The organism is Candidatus Tisiphia endosymbiont of Thecophora atra (genome assembly GCF_964026395.1).
Classification (GTDB): Bacteria; Pseudomonadota; Alphaproteobacteria; order Rickettsiales; family Rickettsiaceae; genus Tisiphia.
This window is the reverse complement of sequence record NZ_OZ032145.1, coordinates 192,788-215,292: the sequence shown is the minus strand read 5'-3', so window position 1 is coordinate 215,292 and position 22,505 is coordinate 192,788. Positions and strand designations below refer to the sequence as shown.

General features: G+C 33.5%; 22 protein-coding genes. 6 read left to right on the top strand and 16 right to left on the bottom strand.

Annotated features, from left to right (window positions below):
• Positions 1–54: 54 nt before the first annotated feature.
• The 7 genes from AAGD45_RS01030 to AAGD45_RS01000 form a co-directional block, all read right to left on the bottom strand.
• Complete coding sequence (locus AAGD45_RS01030; protein ID WP_341762172.1) at positions 55–1,068, bottom strand: IS110 family transposase; 1,014 nt, start codon at positions 1,066–1,068, stop codon at positions 55–57.
• A gap of 147 nt (positions 1,069–1,215) precedes the next feature.
• Positions 1,216–2,853 carry an IS1634 family transposase gene (locus AAGD45_RS01025; RefSeq protein WP_341761620.1) on the bottom strand — a complete coding sequence of 546 codons (1,638 nt, stop codon included), beginning with the start codon at positions 2,851–2,853 and terminating at the stop codon, positions 1,216–1,218.
• Between the two features lie 151 nt (positions 2,854–3,004).
• Entirely contained in the window at positions 3,005–3,586 is a 582-nt protein-coding gene (locus tag AAGD45_RS01020) for an integrase core domain-containing protein (protein ID WP_341761619.1), read from the bottom strand.
• A gap of 26 nt (positions 3,587–3,612) precedes the next feature.
• Positions 3,613–3,801: a helix-turn-helix domain-containing protein gene (locus AAGD45_RS01015; protein WP_341761618.1), complete on the bottom strand. Its 189-nt coding sequence runs from the start codon at positions 3,799–3,801 to the stop codon at positions 3,613–3,615.
• A 158-nt stretch (positions 3,802–3,959) separates the two neighbouring features.
• Positions 3,960–4,724: a CDP-alcohol phosphatidyltransferase family protein gene (locus AAGD45_RS01010; protein WP_341761617.1), complete on the bottom strand. Its 765-nt coding sequence runs from the start codon at positions 4,722–4,724 to the stop codon at positions 3,960–3,962.
• A 37-nt stretch (positions 4,725–4,761) separates the two neighbouring features.
• The gene (locus AAGD45_RS01005) at positions 4,762–5,457 is read right to left on the bottom strand and encodes a phosphatidylserine decarboxylase (protein WP_341751576.1); all 696 of its coding nucleotides are present in this window, start codon (positions 5,455–5,457) and stop codon (positions 4,762–4,764) included.
• A 152-nt stretch (positions 5,458–5,609) separates the two neighbouring features.
• Positions 5,610–6,080 (bottom strand): RT0821/Lpp0805 family surface protein, encoded by a 471-nt coding sequence (locus AAGD45_RS01000; protein WP_341761616.1) that lies wholly within the window; start codon positions 6,078–6,080, stop codon positions 5,610–5,612.
• A gap of 114 nt (positions 6,081–6,194) precedes the next feature.
• On the opposite strand from AAGD45_RS01000, the gene AAGD45_RS00995 reads away from it, so the two are divergent.
• From AAGD45_RS00995 to AAGD45_RS00985, 3 genes are all read left to right on the top strand, one after another.
• Entirely contained in the window at positions 6,195–7,103 is a 909-nt protein-coding gene (locus AAGD45_RS00995) for a cation diffusion facilitator family transporter (protein WP_341761615.1), read from the top strand.
• A gap of 10 nt (positions 7,104–7,113) precedes the next feature.
• Positions 7,114–7,581 carry a nucleoside deaminase gene (locus tag AAGD45_RS00990; protein WP_341762171.1) on the top strand — a complete coding sequence of 156 codons (468 nt, stop codon included), beginning with the start codon at positions 7,114–7,116 and terminating at the stop codon, positions 7,579–7,581.
• A 384-nt stretch (positions 7,582–7,965) separates the two neighbouring features.
• Entirely contained in the window at positions 7,966–9,201 is a 1,236-nt protein-coding gene (locus tag AAGD45_RS00985) for a multidrug effflux MFS transporter (RefSeq protein ID WP_341761614.1), read from the top strand.
• A gap of 271 nt (positions 9,202–9,472) precedes the next feature.
• Here the strand turns inward: AAGD45_RS00985 and tsaD are convergent, their stop codons facing one another.
• Both tsaD and gatB read right to left on the bottom strand, forming a co-directional pair.
• Complete coding sequence (gene tsaD / locus AAGD45_RS00980; protein WP_341762170.1) at positions 9,473–10,507, bottom strand: tRNA (adenosine(37)-N6)-threonylcarbamoyltransferase complex transferase subunit TsaD; 1,035 nt, start codon at positions 10,505–10,507, stop codon at positions 9,473–9,475.
• Entirely contained in the window at positions 10,504–11,952 is a 1,449-nt protein-coding gene (gene gatB, locus AAGD45_RS00975; RefSeq protein WP_341761613.1) for an Asp-tRNA(Asn)/Glu-tRNA(Gln) amidotransferase subunit GatB, read from the bottom strand. Before gatB ends, tsaD begins: the two co-directional genes overlap by 4 nt.
• 284 nt (positions 11,953–12,236) lie before the next feature.
• Between gatB and infA the strand changes: the two genes are divergently transcribed.
• Both infA and AAGD45_RS00965 read left to right on the top strand, forming a co-directional pair.
• Positions 12,237–12,452, top strand: coding sequence for a translation initiation factor IF-1 (infA, locus tag AAGD45_RS00970; RefSeq protein ID WP_341748261.1), 216 nt, complete (start codon positions 12,237–12,239; stop codon positions 12,450–12,452).
• Between the two features lie 15 nt (positions 12,453–12,467).
• A complete protein-coding gene (locus AAGD45_RS00965) occupies positions 12,468–13,100 on the top strand; it encodes a Maf family protein (RefSeq protein WP_341761612.1) in 633 nt (210 codons plus the stop codon).
• A 40-nt stretch (positions 13,101–13,140) separates the two neighbouring features.
• Here the strand turns inward: AAGD45_RS00965 and AAGD45_RS00960 are convergent, their stop codons facing one another.
• Positions 13,141–13,515: a hypothetical protein gene (locus AAGD45_RS00960; protein ID WP_341761611.1), complete on the bottom strand. Its 375-nt coding sequence runs from the start codon at positions 13,513–13,515 to the stop codon at positions 13,141–13,143.
• Positions 13,516–13,949: 434 nt separating this feature from the next.
• On the opposite strand from AAGD45_RS00960, the gene AAGD45_RS00955 reads away from it, so the two are divergent.
• Entirely contained in the window at positions 13,950–14,198 is a 249-nt protein-coding gene (locus AAGD45_RS00955) for a transposase (RefSeq protein WP_341761610.1), read from the top strand.
• A 188-nt stretch (positions 14,199–14,386) separates the two neighbouring features.
• Here AAGD45_RS00955 and AAGD45_RS00950 read toward each other — a convergent pair whose 3' ends face one another.
• The 6 genes from AAGD45_RS00950 to tsf form a co-directional block, all read right to left on the bottom strand.
• Positions 14,387–14,740: a hypothetical protein gene (locus tag AAGD45_RS00950; RefSeq protein ID WP_341761609.1), complete on the bottom strand. Its 354-nt coding sequence runs from the start codon at positions 14,738–14,740 to the stop codon at positions 14,387–14,389.
• A gap of 564 nt (positions 14,741–15,304) precedes the next feature.
• Positions 15,305–16,318 (bottom strand): IS110 family transposase, encoded by a 1,014-nt coding sequence (locus tag AAGD45_RS00945; protein ID WP_341762169.1) that lies wholly within the window; start codon positions 16,316–16,318, stop codon positions 15,305–15,307.
• A 147-nt stretch (positions 16,319–16,465) separates the two neighbouring features.
• Positions 16,466–18,328 carry an IS1634 family transposase gene (locus AAGD45_RS00940; protein ID WP_341761608.1) on the bottom strand — a complete coding sequence of 621 codons (1,863 nt, stop codon included), beginning with the start codon at positions 18,326–18,328 and terminating at the stop codon, positions 16,466–16,468.
• A gap of 193 nt (positions 18,329–18,521) precedes the next feature.
• Positions 18,522–19,607: a phospho-N-acetylmuramoyl-pentapeptide-transferase gene (mraY, locus tag AAGD45_RS00935; RefSeq protein ID WP_341761607.1), complete on the bottom strand. Its 1,086-nt coding sequence runs from the start codon at positions 19,605–19,607 to the stop codon at positions 18,522–18,524.
• On the bottom strand, positions 19,604–20,974 hold the full coding sequence (locus tag AAGD45_RS00930; protein WP_341762168.1) for a UDP-N-acetylmuramoyl-tripeptide--D-alanyl-D-alanine ligase: 1,371 nt from the start codon (positions 20,972–20,974) through the stop codon (positions 19,604–19,606). The genes mraY and AAGD45_RS00930 overlap by 4 nt, the downstream gene beginning before the upstream one ends.
• Before the next feature lie 347 nt (positions 20,975–21,321).
• Positions 21,322–22,236: a translation elongation factor Ts gene (tsf, locus tag AAGD45_RS00925; protein WP_341761606.1), complete on the bottom strand. Its 915-nt coding sequence runs from the start codon at positions 22,234–22,236 to the stop codon at positions 21,322–21,324.
• Positions 22,237–22,505: the final 269 nt, after the last annotated feature.

Sequence of the window (22,505 nt, the reverse complement as noted above, 5' to 3'; positions counted from 1 at the left end):
TACATATTCTTTGTTTACCTATTAATTAATAAACCACTATTTATTTTATGTTAATTATAATAGCTCTGTGCTACAAACTTTACTCTCTACATAATCATCCCCTGACCTTAGTACTGCAAACACCACTCTTGCCAGTTTATTAGCTACAGCAACTACTGTTTTATTATGTCCATTTCGCTCAGATAAATTAAACATCCACTGCGTAAATTTGCTAAAATCTTTTTTAGATTTTTGTTCTTCCGATGTAAATCTTATCTTGGCATTTAGTACAGCTCTAGCTCCTTGGATCAATAAAGTACGCAAGTAAACATCACCTCGCTTGCTAATTCCAAGCAACTTATCTTTCCCTCCACTGGAATGCTGCCTTGGCACTAATCCAAACCATGCCGATAATTGCCTACCATTCTCAAAACTTGTAGCATTACCTATTGATGCTATTAAAGCAGTAGCAGTAATTAAACCAAGACCAGGTATAGCTGTTAATCGTTGATATTGAGTTAAGTTGCTAGCTATTATTTTTAATCTTTTTTCTATCTCTTTTATTTTTTTGTCATTATCCAAAAATTCCTCTTTCAGTTCACTAAATGTTTGATAACCCAGCTGGCTTAAATTTCCTTCATCTAAAATCTCGGTTAATTTTGTCATAACCTTATTGATCCCTTGAGGAATAATAAAACCAAATTCATGTAGTAGACCCCTAATTTCATTAGCAAGGGCAGTACGATTTTTTACCAATCTCTCTCTTACTAGATGAATTGATAAAATATCTTGTTGTTCTACAGTTCTAATTGGTACAAACCTCATATTTGGTCTTGTTACCGCTTCACATATAGCTTCTGCATCAGCTTGATCATTTTTATTAGTTTTAACATACGGTTTGACAAATTGTGCTGCCATTAGTTTTACTGTATGCCCCAATTTAGTTATTTCTCTTGCCCAGTAACTAGCTCCGCCGCAAGCTTCCATCCCTACCAAACATTTTGGTAAATTAGCCATAAATGTTAAAACTTGATCTCTCATTAATTTTTTCTTTAATACCGTCTTACCATTTTTATCTACACCATGAATTTAGAAAATTCTTTTTGCAATATCTATACCAATTGTGGTAACTTCCATCTTAGCCTCCTGATTGTTATTTTAATATTTAATATTAACTTTAGAAGATTAGCAACTGCTTTTCATTCTGTATATCAGGAGGTTCATACCATTATTTTATCATTTTGCAGATTTTGTCATTTGGGGCATCGTTAAATCAAATAAATTGAATAAATTTTGTTGAAACTCGCTTAATTTTGGTAATCTTGCAACTTTGCAACCCTTGATTGTGTAATATAAAAAACATACTTTATCCAGCTCTCTTAATGCTTCCTCAATGGTCACATTATATTTACCATCCTTGGTTACGCCACAACCTTGTTTCAACTTATTTTTCATATAGTGCCATATTTTTAATGCCAACATACAAACAAATACATGTCCCTTCGTTCTGTTGCTTTTCCTTAAAAAGATCGGTCTTACTTCGAGTAATCCTGTCTTCATACTGCTAAAATTCGATTCTACTTCATGTAAATTATGGTAAGCTTTATCAACCAATTCTTTACTCATCAGTTTAATTTCAATCTGTGTTTCAATCGCATAACAACCATCAAGAGCAAACAACTCTTTTTTCTTATCTTGATCAATTTCAACCACTATTTGGTTGCCATCTAATTTTAGGTTGATAAATTTATCTATCCGCCATTCTTTGGCAATTTTTTGAATATTATTTAAACCAAGTTCTAGCTTTGCTTTCTTATGGGTTGATACATATATATTACGTTCTTCAATCTTTGCAACCAATTTTTCAACTCGGTTATTCCTATCAAACTCAACTTTTCGGGCTATAGAACCATTTTTCCTTAAAATATATCTTTTGCCATTATTGGTTACTTCACATAGCTGTTCTTCAAAAAAACTATATTGCAAAACTCCGCTTTTCTTTAAGCTTTCAATCTCAACTTTACTTAAGGTTGTAATATAGTCCCATCCTTCTTTGCTCAGGGCTTCTTTGCCTGTCCTCTTAATCATTCCTTTATCACCAACAAAGACGATATTCTTAATACCAAAATTAGATTTTACTAGCTCAATCTGCTCATAAATGGTAGAAGGATCAGCACTATTACCCTTAAAAACTCTAACAGCCAAAGGTTCGCCATGATCATCAGTTAATAGACCAATCACTATTTGCTTTTTACCCTTCTTTTTATCCCGATTGTACCCATATTCCGCAAGTTCATTCTCTGTTCCTTCGAAATAGCTGGAAGTGACGTCATATAAAAGCATAACAGGCGGCTTGTTATTTTTCTTTTGATAAGTTTTAAATAATTTTAATTCGATCTTTTCTTGGTTCTCTTCTAACCATTCTAGAGCCTGATATAAATGGTTTTCATCAAATGAATCGACAGATAATACATCAGATATCGCATGCGATTTCGCCCATTTCACGCTGGAAAGTCTAGACCCTTGGTGAGCAAAGCGTGCTAAAACCAAAAATAGACTCAATAAAGCTTCTTTGCTTCTAGTACCAAGAGCCTTAGTAATACCAATTTCATCAGCAATTCTTTTTAGTAGAAAAATAGTCCCAAAACTTTCACCAACCTCAGGAACACCATCTAAACCATCAAATTCACCTTTAAGCATCTTCTTAAAAGCCTCAATGCGTAAATCATCCCAGTTAGTTAAGTTAGCTAGGGTTTTATTTAATACTTTCCCGTCTTCGCGATAAGAGGTACGAAGCAATATTGCAGGACGAGAATTTCTATTTGGAACAGTTGTAATATACATGAAAGAGATTATATCTCTAAATTCCAGCATTGTCAAATAAAAATATCATTTGCATGACTACAAATTTATCGCAGGATTCTTGTAAACCTTACTTTCCTACCTCTTCAAACACTTCTCCCTCTCGAAGATAAGTTGCGAGGAGGCTGTAAGGCCGACGAAACAATCCAGTAACATCATTTATCTATAGATTGTTTCGCTTACGCTTGCAATGACGCTGTGGTATAGGTATTTGTAAACTTTCAACAGTTGTGGGAGTTTTACCATGCAGAACACTATGCGATCGATGCTTATTATAATACTCTTCCCAAATCATAAGCTTACTCTGAAGCTCTTGATTCTTAGGATCAGTGCTACTATAAAATTCGTCTAAATCTGTTCTTTGCGATCTTTCTACCTTACCATTCAAGTGAGGAGATAATGGTTGGATAGGGCGAAACTTGATCTTCTTCTGCAAATATTCTTGTACCACATAAGCAAAAAATTCCTGACCTCTATCAGTTTGCAGACGTTGTATAGGAAAAGGCATACGTTCTATAACCTGTTCCAAGAAAGTTACAGTATTTGTAGCAGTACGCCGATTATATAAAGCCAATACCTTATACCTAGTGTAATCGTCTATGGCAGTATATTGGTATAAATTATTAGCGATTTTACAAACGTCCATTTGCACCCTTTCTCTTGGAATCTTAGAACTATAACGTTTAATCTGTTTACGATAATGACGTTTTAAATTCAACGGAGCTACATTATGTTTTTTAAGCATTTTTTTTCATCAACTTCACTTCTTTTTTAAAAAGGAAAGTTTTTGGGCTTACTACTAATATCACACAAACCATTTCTACCTAATACTTCATAGCGTTTGTACCACTTGCGTAATGTAAAGCGTGAAATACCATAATGTTCGCATACCTTTCCTGCATGCTCTAACTGTTTATATAACTTAATCCAACTCAAACGCAACTTAATCTTAGCATCCATTACAAATGACCTTATAAGTCCCTAACTTAATTCCTATTATAATTCGATAGACCAATTCTCTAGAGCATTCTAGTATACTATATTTATACTCATAGACTGTAAAAAGTAAGTCCTTTTCCTTGACTAACTTACTTGTCCCTAGTTATTATGCAACAAATCTAATAGAATTTCCTGCTAATAAAATAGCACACTGGTATAGATAACATATATATAAAGGCAATGGATGGTAACAAATACCATGGATATATAATAAGACTTATAATGATAACAGCAAATACCATCATAGCTAATGATAAATATTCGTGTTTTATATTAATATTTTTTGTTGAAAATGTTGGTAGGCTGCTGGCAAGTAAAAAAGCAATTACAACAATATATAAATTTATCATAATAGTATGTTTACGGATATTGATACCTAAAACGCTACTTACTTCAAAATCCAAAATCATTGGCATTAGAGCAAGTAAAGCTCCACAAGGTGCAGGCACGCCTGTAAAAAAATATTCTATTTTCTTATTATGTATCTCCTGAAAAATAGCAGTATTAAACCTTGCAAGCCTTAAGGCCATGCATACCATAAACAATAATATAGAACCCCATGAAAATACTTTATATTCATATTGTTGGAAAGACCATAAATATACAAGATAAGCTGGGACTACTCCAAAATTAGCAAAATCACATAATGAATCCAGTTCAGCACCAAAAGGACTGGTAGCATTTAGCATTCTTGCTATCCTACCATCAATTCCATCTATTATAGCTGCAACTAAAGTACAATATACAGCCTTTTCCCATCTACCATCTAATCCAAATTTAATAGCACTAACACCAACCACAAGACCCAATAAAGTGATAAAATTAGGAAGCAATTTTATAAACGGGATTGGTTTTGTTATTTTAACTTTGTGTATTTTAAGCAATTTATACCTGTATACTTATATTAAAGCAGTAAGAATATTACCTTTTTTCAAACTTAAGTTCAGATGTTTTCTTGATCCTAAAATCAGCAATAATAGTTTCTCCACCAACTGAAGTCTGACCCTCAGTGACACAAAGTGCAGTTTTAAGCGGCAGATAGACATCAGCTCTACTACCAAAGCGGATGATACCATACCTATCGCCAACCCTAACCTCAGTATCTTCTTCTAAATCACATAATATTCTTCTTGCTATTAATCCTGCTATTTGAACAAACGCAATTTTATGACCACTATTTGTTTCCATTAAAACAGACTGACGTTCGTTATATATACTTGCCTTATCAAGAGAGGCATTGAAAAATTTTCCTGGATTATAATGTAGGGATAAAATCTTTCCATTAGCTGGAATACGATTTACATGAACATTAAAAATATTCAAAAAAATACTAACTCTAATCATTTCCTGATTACCAAGACCAAGTTCTAGCGGAGGAATTGCTTCAGTTATTTTTTGCACTGTTCCGTCTGCTGGACTGACTACTAGATCGTCACTAATAGGGGTAAATCGATCCGGATTCCTAAAAAAATATATACACCAAATCGTTATAACTAATCCTACATATCCAAAACTATTATGAACAGTAGAAAGTAAAAAAGTCACAACTGCAAAGCTTACGATAAATATGTAGCCTTCACGATGAATAATCTTCGAAAAATCACTATATTGCTTCATTCTCACTCTCTAATTTTGTTACGTTATCCCATTAATAAGGGGAATTTAAAAGTTGGGGGGCTTACAATAGAAACAATCAGGCTTAGTGCTAACCTGATCATTATATTCTAAACGGGGTATAAAGGTCAACTGATGATAAATTTTGATAGAGCTTAACGCACAATTTCCCATTGACCATCTGGTCTACGACAAGCTTTCCCATAAGCTTTTTCTTGCTTACCACCCACAACAACTACCTGAGTATACTCACGGCAATACTGACCACTATCGTCTTTGAAAGCTTTGCTTGGTGTTACATACCCGTAATTACCACTATCTGGGTTACGCCACTCTACACTCTGACCACTAGGAGTAGCCTCTAATGCTTTCTGAGAACTTAGCTCTGCCAATTTCCTATCATGTTCATCCATAGTTTGACCAATTTGACCACCAATAAGTGCACCAGCTAAAACACCTATACCAGTTGCGGCAAGACGACCAGTCCCTTTACCAAATTGTGATCCTAAAAGTCCGCCAGCTACACCGCCAATTAGCGTTCCACCACCTTGTTTATTCATACCAGAACAGCCGTGTAACATTGTTGCTGCTAAAATAATTGCTATAATTTTGCATGTTAAATTCATAAAAACCATATGTTTAAGAGTTACGTTATTTGACACACCCTAGGGTTAGTATATACTATACACTAATATATACTAACACTAATACATTTTATACTATAAAATCGAAAATTTTATATGACTAATTCAGAACATCAAATTTTAATCAAGTCCTCATCTTATTTGTCTTTTAGTATAGCTGTATTCATTTTATTTATTAAATCTTATGCATGGCTGGTAACTGATTCTCAATCTATTCTAGCGTCTTTAATTGATACTATGCTTGATATTTCATCATCTCTTATTAATTTGATTGCTATTCGTTTTTCACTGCAGCCACCTGATTATCACCATAGATTTGGTCATGAAAAAATCCAAGATTTAGCAATTTTTTCACAAGCAGTATTCTTTGTTGTTTCGGGTTTATTTATGGGTTTTTCTTCTTTAAGGTCTCTTATTGATGGATCAGTTCCAAGCAATATAGAATCTGGCATTAATATACTATATTTGTGCATTATCCTAACTGTTATTTTGGTGGCTTATCAAACTTATGTGATAAAAAAAACTAGTTCTGAAATAATCAAAGTAGATAAATTACATTATTTTACAGATTTACTAACAAATGTTGGCGTAATTGTTTCTATAAAATTAAGTACTCATTTTTGGTTTATAGATTCATTATTTGGCATTGGTATTGCAATATATATAATATATGCCTCTTATGCTTTATTCAGAAAAGCTTTTAAAAATCTTATTGATGAAGAAATGCCTGAAGAAGATAGAAAAAAAATTCTCTCAATAATTACTAGATTTAAAGAAGTAAAAGGTATACACGAAATGAAGACTAGATATGCTGCAAGTAAGCCGTTTATACAATGTCACATAGAAATGGACGGAGATATGTCATTGTATAGTTCTCATTATATTAGTGATAAAATTTATATTGCATTGTTATTAGAGTTTCCAGGTGCAGAAATAATTATTCACCTAGATCCATATGGTTATGAGGAAAAAGTGAATTACCGTGAAAACATCAACCAAATTTAACAATTTCTTCATGGAGGAGGCTTTAAAGCAGGCACAACTTGCTTTTAATGAAAATGAAATTCCGGTAGGTGCTATTATAGTTAATAGAATAAGTAACAAAGTTATTTCAAAGGCTCATAATATTGTTGAACAAACAAAGAATCCGCTACTCCATGCTGAAATTGTCGCGATAAATCAATCTTGTCAAATTTTATCTAGTAAGAATCTATCAGACTGTGATATGTATGTTACTTTAGAACCATGTACAATGTGTGCTGCTGCAATATCTTTCGCTAGAATAGGCAGATTATTTTATGCAGCAAATGACCCAAAACAAGGAGGAGTTGAGAATAGTGGGCGTTTCTTTAACAGTAAATCTTGTTTTTACCATCCTGAAATATATAGTGGTTTTTCAGCAAAAATTTCTGAGAATTTAATGAAGGAATTTTTTAAAAAAGTCAGATCACTGGACTGGAATAGACAGGGTATACTTAAATGATTTGGAGGATTGGATTTGAAAATGAATAGTGAGCAAGCGGAGTGTGCATATAGTACCATAACTGTTGAAAGTTAGTAAATACAGCTTCCCTATACGTCTATTAGCGAGGAGGCTGTAAGGCCGACTAAGCAATCCAGTAACATCATTTATCTATAGATTGTTTCCTAGATTGCTTCGCTTACGCTCGCTAATAGACGCTGTGGTATAGGTGTTTATAAACTTTCGACAGTTGTGGGGTGACATCCGAAGGTGCAGGGACACCCTAGGCTATTAAACCAATATCTTACATCAATATTTGAGGTCATTTAGCATCCAAAAATTTTGTGTAATGTTCCAAAATTTTAATGTATAAAGGACAATATCTGCAACTAATGGGAGTTATTAATGAAACTAGATAAAATTGAGAATATCATAGTCGCACCACTATATATTATTATATTAATTATTGCAATACCCCAATTAAGTGAGACTATTTATGCTCCTTCCCTTCCTGACTTAGCCAAAGATTTAGCAATTAGTGCTAATTTAGCAGAATACACTCTGACTATTTTTTTGCTTGGCTTGGCTGTTGGTATTTTAATATGGGGTAATTTATCTGATTGTTATGGGCGTAAACCTTGCTTACTTACAGGATTTTTGATTTATGCTTTATCGTGCTTCATTTGTTATTTCGCAGATAATATTAATATATTACTGGCTGCAAGATTTATGCAAGCTTTTGGAGTTAGTGTTGGATCGGTATTAGGGCAAGCCATAGCTAGAGATGCAGTAAAACCAAAAGAGCGTGGTAAAATGTTCTCAACGATATCTATTGCCATGGCGTTTTCTCCTGCTATAGGACCAGTTATCGGTGGTTTTGTTATAAAATTTTATCATTGGTCGGCGGTATTTCTTGTTCTGATAATGATTGCAATATTTATCATGCTGTTAATATCAGTTAAACTTCCAGAAACTAACCTAAATCTTAGAACTGAACGTTTGGTTATTCCACTTTATAAAGAATGTTTTGGTAAAATGATCAAAGATCCAAGATTGCTTGGTTTAGCATTTTTAATTGGAGCAGTGAATGGTATTTTATTTGGCTATTTTACTGAAGCACCTTTTTATTTTATCTCAGGACTAAATATTTTAACTTCATCATTTGGTATGATATCATTTTTTATATGTATTCCCTTAGCTTTAGGTGGGCTTATATCCAAAAAGATGCATAAACTGCAAAGAACCTCTGATAATATTATTTTTGCAGCTATTAAGGTTATGTGTTTAGGATCTCTACTATTCTTTTTATCTAGCTATTTTAATCTAATTAATACAGATAATGTGACAGGGTCTTTAGTACAAACTTTAATATGGCTAGGTATGATTATTACTGGTATCACTATGATAGCTACAAATTGCTTAAGTCAAGCTTTGGAAAATTATGGCAAATTTGCTGGCACAGCAGCTTCGCTTTTTGGTTTTATATATTATGTAATTGCCACAAGTTTTACAGCATTAATGGGATATATGCATAACGGATCATTGACACAATTACCATTATTCATGCTGATCACTTCAATTAGTATGATGTTAGTGTTTCATATTGTTATTAATAAGCAGCAAATGGCGAAGAATAATTAATAGATTACCCTCAGTTCGATATAAGAATTATTAATTCTTATATCGAACTGGCTTTGTTATAAGGAAAAATGCACTCTTGAAGCGGTTCTGCGGGTGCATTTTAACTTTTTTCATCATTCAATATGTGATTTTAATTATTAAAATCACATATTGAATGGAGTATTATATTTTAACAATCAGGTGTAGAACCGCTTCAAACCTGATTGTTTCTATATATAATACTGAATTCGATGTAACTTGTTACATCGAATTCAGGTTAGATTACCCATTTTTATAAATCCTCTAAGCTCCATTTAGCTCTAGGACAGAAATCGAGTCGGTTAGTAAAATTGTTTTGTAGACGTTCTAGCCCAGCATAAGCGATCATAGCGGCATTATCGGTACATAAATGTGCTGGGGGTAGTAAAAGTGCATATCCTTGGGTTGCAGCTTGATACTTAAGTATAGACCTCAAATAATCATTAGCAGCAACCCCACCGGCAAGCACGCAAGTTTTTTGTGGCAATAGCGACTTACCTATAAATTCTTCATACATTCTGAAGCTATTAAGCATTTTTACTGACAAGATTTCTCCAACCACATATTGAAAGCTGGCTGCTATATCATTAATTTCTTGATCACCTATAGGTTCTAATTTGGATATTAATATGCGTACTGCAGTCTTCAAACCTGAAAACGACATATTACAGCCAGTTTGATGAATAATGGGTTTTGGTAAAATATATTTAGACGGATCGCCAAATTTTGCTCTTCTCTCAATTTCTACGCCTCCAGGGAAAGGTAAACCCAACATTTTAGCTACTTTATCAAAACACTCTCCAACCGAATCATCTATAGTTTGTCCTAAAATTTTATATTTGCCAAGGGAGGAAGTGGCAACAAATTGACAATGTCCACCGGAAACTAATAGAAGTAAGTAAGGATATTCAGCCTTATTGGTTAATCTAGCAGTAAGTAAATGTCCTTCTAAGTGGTTAACTGCAATAAAAGGCTTCTTTAAGACACTAGCAATGGACCTAGCAAACATTGATCCAACTATTACTCCTCCTATCAAGCCAGGACCGGAAGTGGCTGCGATTCCATCTATATCAGATAACTCAAGATGGCTTTCATCTAAAACATATCTAACTGCTTTTTCTAAATTCTGCAAATGTGATCTAGCGGCAATTTCCGGTACTACCCCTTGGAATAGCTTATGCTCTTGATGTTGGGAAATAACAATATTTGACAAAATTTCTTTATCTGAGGTGACTATTGCCACGCCAGTATCATCACAACTTGACTCAATACCCAATATTTTAATTATTGTAATCTCTCCTTTAATAAATCATTCACTAGGCTAGGATTGGCCTTACCTTCAGTTTTTTTCATTACTTGTCCTACGAAAAAGCCAAATAACTTATCCTTACCGCTTTTATAAGCAGCAACAGAATCAGGATTCTCCGACAATATTTCGTCAATTATAGCAGATAGTATACCACTATCTGACATTTGCACTAAGCCCTTTTCTTTAATAATTTTTTCCGGTTGCTCACCAGTTTCAAACATAGTTTCGAAAACTACTTTGGCAATTTTTCCCGAAATCACCCCATCTTCTATTAGCTTGACCATTTGGGCAAGCATTTTCGGGGTAATTTTACACTCATTTAAGCTAATGGAATTTTTATTAAGCTGACCAAATAACTCACTAATAATCCAATTAGCAAGTATCTTAGGACTGCATAAGGTCACTGCTGCTTCGAAATAATATGCTACCTGTTCATCAGCCGCAAGAACCTCAGCGTCATATGTGTTTAAACTATATTCTGCAATATATCTTTTAATTTTTGCATCCGGAAGTTCCGGTAGCTCCCGATCTAATTGCTCTATCAGCTCCTCAGATAAAACTATTGGTAATAGATCCGGATCAGGAAAATATCGATAATCATGAGATTCTTCTTTTAAACGCATTGTCCTAGTTTCACCAATTTCGGCATCAAATAATCTAGTCTCCTGTATTATTGTCTGACCATTTTCGATTAAATTTACTTGCCTATTTGCTTCAAACTCTATTGCCCGCATAATATTACGAATCGAATTTATGTTCTTAATCTCACACCTTGTTCCAAGTGGATTCTTAGGCAGCCTTACTGAAACATTAGCATCGCAACGTAACGAGCCTTTTTCCATATCACCATCACAACTTCCTATATATCTTAACAAAGCCCTGAGTTTACGAACAAATTCAGCTGTTTCCTCCGGTGAGCTAAGGTCTGGTTCAGTAACAATTTCCATTAATCCTACACCAGCCCGGTTTAAATCAATGAAGCTATAATACGGAGATTGATCATGGATAGATTTGCCCGCATCTTGTTCTAAATGCAAACGATTAATTCTAATTTTCTTGGTTGCTCCCTGCTGAGTTACTATGTCTAAATAACCATCTTGGACAATTGGATTATAGAATTGCGAGATTTGATACCCTTGCGGTAGGTCAGGGTAAAAGTAATTCTTACGATCAAATCTTGAATTAAGATTAATTTTTGCCTTAAGTCCGAGACCGGTCTTAATTGCTTGATGGACACAATATTCATTTAATACTGGTAACATTCCAGGCATTGCTGCATCAATCAACGATACTTGTGAATTGGGAGGAGCAGCAAACTCGGCAGAACTAGCAGAGAAAAGCTTGGATTTTGAAGAAATTTGAGCATGTATCTCCACACCTATAACATATTCCCATTTACCTGTATTACCAATAATATAAGCCATTTAAAATCTCTTTAGTTTACTATTAAAATGTGAAAAATTCTTAAGATTAAATCTTTATCATATTTTCAATAAAAATTGTAGTTTTTTATAAATCTTTATTTTCTACATCTTTTTTCATGAGGTGATCCTGATATTACTTGCAAATTTTTTATATTAATGTAGATTCTTTAATATTGGTGTATAAGCGTTTGAATAACTATAATTTTATGTCAAGCGTGGTTCTGAAATTGTCCACTATGGCAAGCCATTTTAGAAATTAAAAATTATAATTTAGTTAAGTTGTAATGAGCAAAGAAGAGCTAATTAATTTTGAAGGCGTTGTCCTTGAGCTTTTGCCTAACGCAACTTTTAGAGTGAAGTTGGAAAATGGTCATTTTATTATCGCCCATACTTCTGGTAGGATGCGTAAGAATCGTATTAGGATACTTGTCGGAGATAAAATCACAGTGGAAATGACGCCTTATGATCTAACAAAAGGTCGTGTTATCCACCGTCATTAGAGTCTTTCATATTTTATGTCAAATATAGAATCCACTTTTTTAGAACAGCAGAATATACCTATAGTTCTAGCCTCACAATCACCTGCAAGACTTGAATTACTAAAAAGAATAAAGGTATTTCCTGCACAAATTATTCCTGCTAATATAAATGAAACAGAGTACTTACGAGAGTTACCAAACCAATTGGTAACAAGATTAGCACAGGAAAAAGCCGAGGTTGTTGCCAAAAAAATAAGTGGTGAAGCTATAATTATAGCAGCTGATACTGTTGTGGTTCACGGTAGAAAAATACTACCCAAGGCTTTAACAAGTGAAGATGTTAGATATTGCCTTAATATTTTATCTGGAAAGCGTCATAGGGTTTATACAGGTATCTGTATAATAAAAAAGACTCTCGAACAAGTGCTACTGCGACAAAAATTAGTGCAAACCATAGTCAAGTTTAAAAGATTGAGCCAGCAAGAGATAGAATTTTACTGTAGCCTAGATGAAGGAATCAATAAAGCAGGCGGCTGCGGAATTCATGGATATGCCGAAGCCTTTGTTCCTAGCATATATGGATCTTACTCAAATATTATGGGATTACCACTACTGGAAACCATGCATATGCTTACTTCTTTAGGTTTTAAAAATATACCTCTTAAATAACCTGAGCATCCGTAATAGAAGTCAATAAAAAAATAGTAACTTAACATAAATTTTCATTCCAAGAAGAATTATCTTTTTCAATATTGGCAGTATGCAATATATTTTCTTGAATATAAAGCCTATTAATCAGCTTAGCTTCTAATAAAGTAGTAATTACCACCCAAGTTACGAAATAACAAATATTACCAAATATACTGTCATCGATGATTAGATTAATAGGACTATTATAATTATTTTGTTTGCTTACTGTATAAATTAATTCGCGAAGTATACGATCATCGTATTTATTTGGTGCGTCGATAATGTTTATTATTGTAAAATTATTTGCCTTACAAAAATTGATCAAAGATTGCCTTATTAGTTCAAAACGGGCATGTGATGAATATAATAAGATAATGGCTTGTTGGTTGTTCATAGCGATCCCTTCTCTAATATTTTAATAATTAAGAGTTTTGACCGCCAAAGATAAAATGATAAAAGAAAATTTTATAGGTTACACATATCTTGGCGATCGGGGAGTTCGAAAAACCTTTAAGAGACAGTTACGATAGCCTTTAGGCTTGAAGTTTACACCCCAAGCCTTGAACATAGCTAGCATCTCCCCGACCATGGCAAATCGAAGAGCATCATTTTATCGGTTGATGCTTACCGCTCTTAAATGGAGGTTTCGACACCCCAAAGTAACTTTGCAGTTACTTCATTTTTAATTTTAAATTATCACTTAGCTAAAATCAACAATAAGTTTTTTTAATTTCGAATTATATCTTACGGTAATTTCTGAACCAACATCATTTACTGCAGGTGATGAAACTGTTGAGTGGCAACGATATTTAAACAAATATCTAATTATTGGACAATGAGATGGTTGGGATAGCTCCATATGCTCGGGATAGTGGTAGTAAACAAAGTCGAAGATTCATTAGAGGTGGCAGGAAAATACCACGAGATGCACTATATATGGCAGTACTAACAGGTAAAAATGGCTTTCAATATTTAAAAGCTTTATATGACAGACTTATTAATAATTTTAAACCTAAAAAAGTTGCGACAGTAGCTTGTATGCGTAAATTACTGGAAGTTTGCCATAAGCTTATTTAACAAAAACGTGTATTTGTTGTTAATCAATAATATTTTTTATTTATATAAAATACAGATAAAAAATATTTAATTTTTTTAAAAAGATAATTGCTCTTTAACCAACTAGGCTAACTGTAACTTTAACACACAATAATCGCAAACACTATACCTTGTTGTTGATAGCTCACTACCAAAGTTTGTTTATGTTTTTACAAATGTGCAGCAGTTTGTTTGGTGCTATCATATAAAAGAACTCCTTCTTTCTTGATATCACAAAAGAAATACTGACCTTTTTCCAATTGGCTATTTACCTGCTTAATAGGCTTAAATATCAGGGTAACTGACTGCCTTTTTATCATGGTATCTATAGTAATTGGGAATTTTTTATCGAGCCTTTTTTCTATCGTATATTGTAATTCTCTAGCTTGATGACCTGCATATTTGCCTTTCTTTAAAATCAACAAAAGATCAAAATCACTTTGATAACTGTAGGTAATATGCTCTTGCTGATATATGTCTTGTACCCAATCGCCTCTAGCATAAGAACCAAATAAAATAATCATCGCTATTTTTGATTTGCCTACGTCTAGAATTTCTTTAACAATATTAGACTTCTTTCGAAACTCTACTTCTGCTGGTGATTTGTACGTCGATGCGGTACTCGAATCCTCACGTACATTAGAGTACGCTGCGGTTCTGCGTTCCGCGTCTCATCTTCGAGATAAATATGAGCAGAAATTATGCTATAGAACGTGAGTATTATGCGACGAGTGGAGTGTAGAATTAAATTCTCGTTACTGACTACATGTATGAACCTCCTGTAAAATGCAAGAAAAAAATAACATCTAATAGCAAAAATGCAAATGCATACATGTATCCGGCTTATAGTTAATAAATTATGTGTAATTTATCCTACAGCCCTGATGGAATTCGCTGGCTTACAAATTTACTATATACTTATCATTTTATCGGCTTCAAAGAGCCATTGTAGTCATCAGTTTTTTTGTAAGCTAAGGTTTGTCTTATTTACCATCAATATTATTATCTCACGCATATTCCGGGTTGGAATCTCTTACATATTCTTTGTTTACCTATTAATTAATAAACCACTATTTATTTTATGTTAATTATAATAGCTTTGTGCTACAAACTTTACTCTCTACATAATCATCCCCTGACCTTAGTACTGCAAACACCACTCTTGCCAGTTTATTAGCTACAGCAACTACTATTTTATTATGTCCATTTCGCTCAGATAAATTAAACATCCACTGCGTAAATTTGCTAAAATCTTTTTTAGATTTTTGTTCTTCCGATGTAAATCTTATCTTGGCATTTAGTACAGCTCTAGCTCCTTGGATCAATAAAGTACGCAAGTAAACATCACCTCGCTTGCTAATTCCAAGCAACTTATCTTTCCCTCCACTGGAATGCTGCCTTGGCACTAATCCAAACCATGCCGATAATTGCCTACCATTCTCAAAACTTGTAGCATTACCTATTGATGCTATTAAAGCAGTAGCAGTAATTAAACCAAGACCAGGTATAGCTGTTAATCGTTGATATTGAGTTAAGTTGCTAGCTATTATTTTTAATCTTTTTTCTATCTCTTTTATTTTTTTGTCATTATCCAAAAATTCCTCTTTCAGTTCACTAAATGTTTGATAACCCAGCTGGCTTAAATTCCCTTCATCTAAAATCTCGGTTAATTTTGTCATAACCTTATTGATCCCTTGAGTAATAATAAAACCAAATTCATGTAGTAGACCCCTAATTTCATTAGCAAGGGCAGTACGATTTTTTACCAATCTCTCTCTTACTAGATGAATTGATAAAATATCTTGTTGTTCTACAGTTCTAATTGATACAAACCTCATATTTGGTCTTGTTACCGCTTCACATATAGCTTCTGCATCAGCTTGATCATTTTTATTAGTTTTAACATACGGTTTGACAAATTGTGCTGCCATTAGTTTTACTGTATGCCCCAATTTAGTTATTTCTCTTGCCCAGTAACTAGCTCCGCCGCAAGCTTCCATCCCTACCAAACATTTTGGTAAATTAGCCATAAATGTTAAAACTTGATCTCTCATTAATTTTTTCTTTAATACCGTCTTACCATTTTTATCTACACCATGAATTTAGAAAATTCTTTTTGCAATATCTATACCAATTGTGGTAACTTCCATCTTAGCCTCCTGATTGTTATTTTAATATTTAATATTAACTTTAGAAGATTAGCAACTGCTTTTCATTCTGTATATCAGGAGGTCCATACCATTATTTTATCATTTTGCAGATTTTGTCATTTGGGGCATCGTTAAATCAAATAAATTGAATAAATTGAATAAATTGAATAAATTTTGTTGAAACTCGCTTAATTTTGGTAATCTTGCAACTTTGCAACCCTTGATTGTGTAATATAAAAAACATACTTTATCCAGCTCTCTTAATGCTTCCTCAATGGTCACATTATATTTACCATCCTTGGTTACGCCACAACCTTGTTTCAACTTATTTTTCATATAGTGCCATATTTTTAATGCCAACATACAAACAAATACATGTCCCTTCGTTCTGTTGCTTTTCCTTAAAAAGATCGGTCTTACTTCGAGTAATCCTGTCTTCATACTGCTAAAATTCGATTCTACTTCATGTAAATTATGGTAAGCTTTATCAACCAATTCTTTACTCATCAGTTTAATTTCAATCTGTGTTTCAATCGCATAACAACCATCAAGAGCAAACAACTCTTTTTTCTTATCTTGATCAATTTCAACCACTATTTGGTTGCCATCTAATTTTAGGTTGATAAATTTATCTATCCGCCATTCTTTGGCAATTTTTTGAATATTATTTAAACCAAGTTCTAGCTTTGCTTTCTTATGGGTTGATACATATATATTACGTTCTTCAATCTTTGCAACCAATTTTTCAACTCGGTTATTCCTATCAAACTCAACTTTTCGGGCTATAGAACCATTTTTCCTTAAAATATATCTTTTGCCATTATTGGTTACTTCGCATAGCTGTTCTTCAAAAAAACTATATTGCAAAACTCCGCTTTTCTTTAAGCTTTCAATCTCAACTTTACTTAAGGTTGTAATATAGTCCCATCCTTCTTTGCTCAGGGCTTCTTTGCCTGTCCTCTTAATCATTCCTTTATCACCAACAAAGACGATATTCTTAATACCAAAATTAGATTTTACTAGCTCAATCTGCTCATAAATGGTAGAAGGATCAGCACTATTACCCTTAAAAACTCTAACAGCCAAAGGTTCGCCATGATCATCAGTTAATAGACCAATCACTATTTGCTTTTTACCCTTCTTTTTATCCCGATTGTACCCATATTCCGCAAGTTCATTCTCTGTTCCTTCGAAATAGCTGGAAGTGACGTCATATAAAAGCATAACAGGCGGCTTGTTATTTTTCTTTTGATAAGTTTTAAATAATTTTAATTCGATCTTTTCTTGGTTCTCTTCTAACCATTCTAGAGCCTGATATAAATGGTTTTCATCAAATGAATCGACAGATAATACATCAGATATCGCATGCGATTTCGCCCATTTCACGCTGGAAAGTCTAGACCCTTGGTGAGCAAAGCGTGCTAAAACCAAAAATAGACTCAATAAAGCTTCTTTGCTTCTAGTACCAAGAGCCTTAGTAATACCAATTTCATCAGCAATTCTTTTTAGTAGAAAAATAGTCCCAAAACTTTCACCAACCTCAGGAACACCATCTAAACCATCAAATTCACCTTTAAGCATCTTCTTAAAAGCTTCAATACGTAACTCATCCCAATTAGTTAGATTAGCTATGGTTTTATTTAATACTTTCCCGTCTTCGCGATAAGAGGTACGAAGCAATATTGCAGGACGAGAATTTCTATTTGGAACAGTTGTAATATACATGAAAGAGATTATATCTCTAAATTCCAGCATTGTCAAATAAAAAATATCATTTACATGACTACAAACTTCATGCCAAAACCACTGCAAACCTGATTCTTTAGGTGTTTTAAGCACTTTTTCGTCTAGAAGATGAGCCGCGTCTCCTTCAAATCCCTCAGCATAAGCGAGTTTCGAAAGAAGTCTATTGTCTAGTTTTTCTTTAATAACTAATGATCGGCTAGGTAAGGTAGTTTTCATAAAGCTATTTTTTTATCTTAGATCAACTATATAGCAAATAATTAAATAATCAACAATAATTTAATCATAGACTGTAAAATAATTTAAAATTACAATCAATAATTGCTATATGTCATAATCATTAATGAGAAGTAGGTAGTGCCGTCTTCGATCGCTCCTGCTACCCAATCCTCCTGAATTGACTATAGCTTTTCTATCGCAGTTTTAGTGAAGATAAACCAATTAGAGCAAATATTATGGCTATAATCCAAAAGCGTATCACAACTTTTGATTCTGGCCAGCCATGTTTCTCAAAATGATGGTGCAGCGGGGCCATTTTGAAAATTCTTTTACCATTAGTAGCTTTAAAATAATATACTTGAATAATTACTGATAAAGTTTCAATAACAAATAATCCGCCGATAATTGCTAGTACAATTTCATGTTTGGTTATAACGCTAATAACACCAAGAACGCCACCAAGACTTAGGCTTCCAGTATCTCCCATAAAAATTTCTGCTGGCTGTGCATTAAACCATAAGAATCCTAGGCTAGCACCAACAATTGAAGCACAGAAGATAGTTAATTCAGAAATATTTGGTATATACATAATTTGTAGATAATTTGCATAGAAACTATTACCAACCAAGTAAATAATTAAGGTAAAAGAACCTGCAGTAATAGCAATAGGTACTATGGCAAGACCATCAAGACCATCTGTTAGATTCACCGCATTTGATGCACCAACTATAACAAACATGCTAAATGGTATATAAAACAAACCTAAATCAATCAATAAATTTTTAAAAAATGGAATAGTGAGCAGATTGTTTCCCTGACTATTGGAATCTCTTAATAGTAAACAGGCAATTAGACAAATAGTGAACTGAAATAATAATTTCTTCTTTCCGCTAACGCCTCTATAGTGGTGTTTTGTTACTTTAGCATAATCATCCATAAAACCAAGTACACCAAAACTAACAAAGACAAATAACACTATCCATATATATTTATTAGTAAGGTCAGAGAATAATAGAGTGGAAAAACAAACGGTGAGGATAATCATTATCCCACCCATAGTTGGTGTTCCTACTTTTGCTTTGTGCGTTTCTGGTCCGTCGTCACGAATTGGTTGACCATATTTTTGTAAATTTTGTAAAAATCTAATTAATCTAGGCCCTATTAAAAAAGAAAGGGTCAAACTAAATAATATGGCAAGTCCAATACGAAAAGTAACATAGTGGAATAAATTTGCTATATGTAATTTATGTATATAGGGGGCAAGAAGGTTGTATATCATTGTAGCAATTCAAAAGATTGTGTAATTTTACTAAGTTTGATACTGTTAGATCCTTTTAGTAAGAGTAATTCATCGCCTTTAAGTAATTCATTTAAGTTTTCTATCAACAAATCAACATTATCAAAATGCATTTTTTCTATGTCATTTGGCAAAGAATCGTATATATGTTTGGTAAGATTACCTACTAAAAAAACCCTCTTAGTACTAGAATCAAGAATTGCTGGTATTAAGTCTTTATGGAATTTTATCGAATTTTCTCCCAATTCTAGCATATCACCTAGTATAGCAACTTTTTTCTGTCCACTAAGCTGTTTTAGATATAATAAAGCAGCTTTTACTGATGCTGGATTAGCATTATAATAATCACAGATAATTTGATAGTTCTGACCATTATATTTAGCGTTGACTAGTTTACCACGTCCTTCAGTTAATGATATTTTGCTTAATTGTGTTGCTGCAGCATTAATATCTAAGTTCAGTATTGCTGCTACCTGAAGAGCGGCAGTATAATTTCTAGCATAATGTTCCGGTACAAAAGGAATTTTAATATCTATTTTAGTGTTACAGATAGAATAATGTAGACGTACTTCTTGTCCAATATGCTCATATGATATTAATCTAGAATCTGTGCCTTCGGACTTACCAAAACTATATATATTATTAATCGATAATTGTTTAATATTTTGTAAAATTCGGTCATAATATTGATGGTCTGAATTTACAACAGCTATGCCATTTTTTGGCATTCCTTCAAAAATTTCACATTTGGCATCAACCAAACTAAGCATAGATTCAAAAAATTCAAGATGGGCTTCCGCTATTGTGGTGATTACTGATATGTTAGGTCGTACCATTTTTGTCAGCTCTCTTATTTCTCCTGAATGATTCATACCCATTTCAAAAACAGCATATTCTATATCATCAGGCATCGAAGCAAGATTTATAGGCACGCCAAGGTGGTTGTTAAAATTTCCTCTGCTAGCAAAAGTAGGTCCAAAATAACTTAATATAGTTTTGATTGCTTCCTTAGTACCCGTTTTACCAATACTACCGGTAACACCAATAAACCTTGCTTTAGATTTTTTACGTTTATACTCAGCCATGTGGTGTAGAGCAGTTAAGGTATCAGAGACCATAATTACTTTATTATCAGGTAATCCTTTTATTTCCTTACTAATAATTACTGCATTTGCTCCTTGTTCTAGAGCGTGTAAGGCATAATTATGTCCATCATTATTACCTTGCAGAGCAATGAATAAATCGCCGTTTGCAACGGAATTAGAGTTAAATTGAATCTGCCTCCCCTGAATATCAGGATGTACTTCAATATTCAACGCACTACTTAAGTCTTTTGCTGACCAAATCATTATTTTTTCAAATATAATCATACCATTTCCAAAAAATAATCATCACGTCGTCGTACTTCATGATCTCCGCTCCTCACGTACTAGTTGTACGCTTCGGTACTCGACACTCGTACTCCGAGTAGCAATTTAGTTTTGGGAAATGGTATCAGTTAATATAACATAAATTCAGTATAATAATTATCATAGTACCCTACATTTTTCTATAATCGTCATAGCAAGGTTCTTTAGATGCCGTGGCGATCTAGGTAAACAGCGAAGCTGTTTTTTCTAATACGCTTCGCGTATCCTAGATTGCTACGACGCCGCTTTTCGCGGCTTCTCGCAATGACAGTTAAGGAAAAACTTAATTATCGAATGACAGCTGCAACTTCGTCCGCAAAGTTTTTATCTTCTTGCTTTATGCCTGCACCTAGTTCATATCTTATAAACTGTGTAATTTTAATCGAAGTTCCTAATTCTTTTGCAGTGTTATCCATAACTTCAGAAACTGTTAATTTATCATCAAATAAAAAGTTTTGTTCAAGCAGAACAACTTCTGCTAGGAATTTACGTATTCTACCTTCAACCATTTTTTCAATGATATTGTCCGGTTTACCGGAAGCTTTTGATTGTTCAAAAAATATATTTCTTTCACGTTCAATTAATGTTTGATCTAGACTTGATGCATCAAGGCTATAAGGATTACTTGCCGCTATATGGGTAGCAATTTTCTGTCCTAATTCTAGGAGCTTAGCTTTATCTTTGGTAGTTGATTGTAAACCAACAATGACAGAAATCTTACCTAGACCATCAGCAACAGTATTATGTACATAAGATGCAACCACACCTTCTGATACCCGTAAGACATCCATACGACGTAGATTTAAATTTTCACCAATTGTAGCAATATTGTCTAATATTTCTTCTTCAACTGATTTACCTGTTGATGTTTTTGCTAATTTTAGTGATGGTAAATTATCTTGTTTCAAAGCTAGTTCAGCAATATTTCTAACCAATTGTTGAAACTTATCGTTTCTTGCAACAAAATCTGTTTCCGAATTTACTTCTATAATAGCCCCAACATTATCTTTAATGTTTATTGCTGTTAGTCCTTCAGCAGCAATTCTATCTGCTTTTTTTGCTGCAGCTGATAATCCTTTTTTTCTTAACCAATCAATAGCTGATTCAAAATCTCCCTTTGTTTCAAGCAAAGCCTTCTTGCAGTCCATCATTCCTGCAGCAGTTTTCTCTCTTAATTGTTTTACAAGTCCAGCATTTATCATTTTACTCTCCTTTATTTAAGGTTTATAGTTATTTTTATTGGAAAAACTATTTAGTCTTTTCTAGACCCCTGCTTTCGCAGGGGTGACATCAAAGGGGAATCAGGGGTAGCATCAACCCCATAACTGTTGAAAGTTAAAAAATCGTCTATTAGCGAGAAGTAGCTGTAAGGCTTAAATCGTCTATTAGCGAGCGAACGTACGTGAGCGTGGCAATCCATGAAGTTTGTCATATAGATTGCTTCGTCGACCTGCGGTCTCCTCGCAATGAC

Coding starts and splice junctions, on each gene's coding strand:
- AAGD45_RS00940 (WP_341761608.1), bottom strand. CDS start 18,328: ATGAAAACTACCTTACCTAGCCGATCATTAGTTATTAAAGAAAAACTA.
- gatB (WP_341761613.1), bottom strand. CDS start 11,952: ATGGCTTATATTATTGGTAATACAGGTAAATGGGAATATGTTATAGGT.
- mraY (WP_341761607.1), bottom strand. CDS start 19,607: ATGATATACAACCTTCTTGCCCCCTATATACATAAATTACATATAGCA.
- AAGD45_RS01000 (WP_341761616.1), bottom strand. CDS start 6,080: ATGAATTTAACATGCAAAATTATAGCAATTATTTTAGCAGCAACAATG.
- AAGD45_RS01025 (WP_341761620.1), bottom strand. CDS start 2,853: ATGCTGGAATTTAGAGATATAATCTCTTTCATGTATATTACAACTGTT.
- infA (WP_341748261.1), top strand. CDS start 12,237: ATGAGCAAAGAAGAGCTAATTAATTTTGAAGGCGTTGTCCTTGAGCTT.
- AAGD45_RS01020 (WP_341761619.1), bottom strand. CDS start 3,586: ATGCTTAAAAAACATAATGTAGCTCCGTTGAATTTAAAACGTCATTAT.
- AAGD45_RS01015 (WP_341761618.1), bottom strand. CDS start 3,801: ATGGATGCTAAGATTAAGTTGCGTTTGAGTTGGATTAAGTTATATAAA.
- AAGD45_RS00950 (WP_341761609.1), bottom strand. CDS start 14,740: ATGATTATTTTATTTGGTTCTTATGCTAGAGGCGATTGGGTACAAGAC.
- tsf (WP_341761606.1), bottom strand. CDS start 22,236: ATGATAAATGCTGGACTTGTAAAACAATTAAGAGAGAAAACTGCTGCA.
- AAGD45_RS01005 (WP_341751576.1), bottom strand. CDS start 5,457: ATGAAGCAATATAGTGATTTTTCGAAGATTATTCATCGTGAAGGCTAC.
- AAGD45_RS00990 (WP_341762171.1), top strand. CDS start 7,114: ATGGAGGAGGCTTTAAAGCAGGCACAACTTGCTTTTAATGAAAATGAA.
- AAGD45_RS00930 (WP_341762168.1), bottom strand. CDS start 20,974: ATGATTTGGTCAGCAAAAGACTTAAGTAGTGCGTTGAATATTGAAGTA.
- AAGD45_RS00965 (WP_341761612.1), top strand. CDS start 12,468: ATGTCAAATATAGAATCCACTTTTTTAGAACAGCAGAATATACCTATA.
- AAGD45_RS00985 (WP_341761614.1), top strand. CDS start 7,966: ATGAAACTAGATAAAATTGAGAATATCATAGTCGCACCACTATATATT.
- AAGD45_RS00995 (WP_341761615.1), top strand. CDS start 6,195: ATGACTAATTCAGAACATCAAATTTTAATCAAGTCCTCATCTTATTTG.
- AAGD45_RS00960 (WP_341761611.1), bottom strand. CDS start 13,515: ATGAACAACCAACAAGCCATTATCTTATTATATTCATCACATGCCCGT.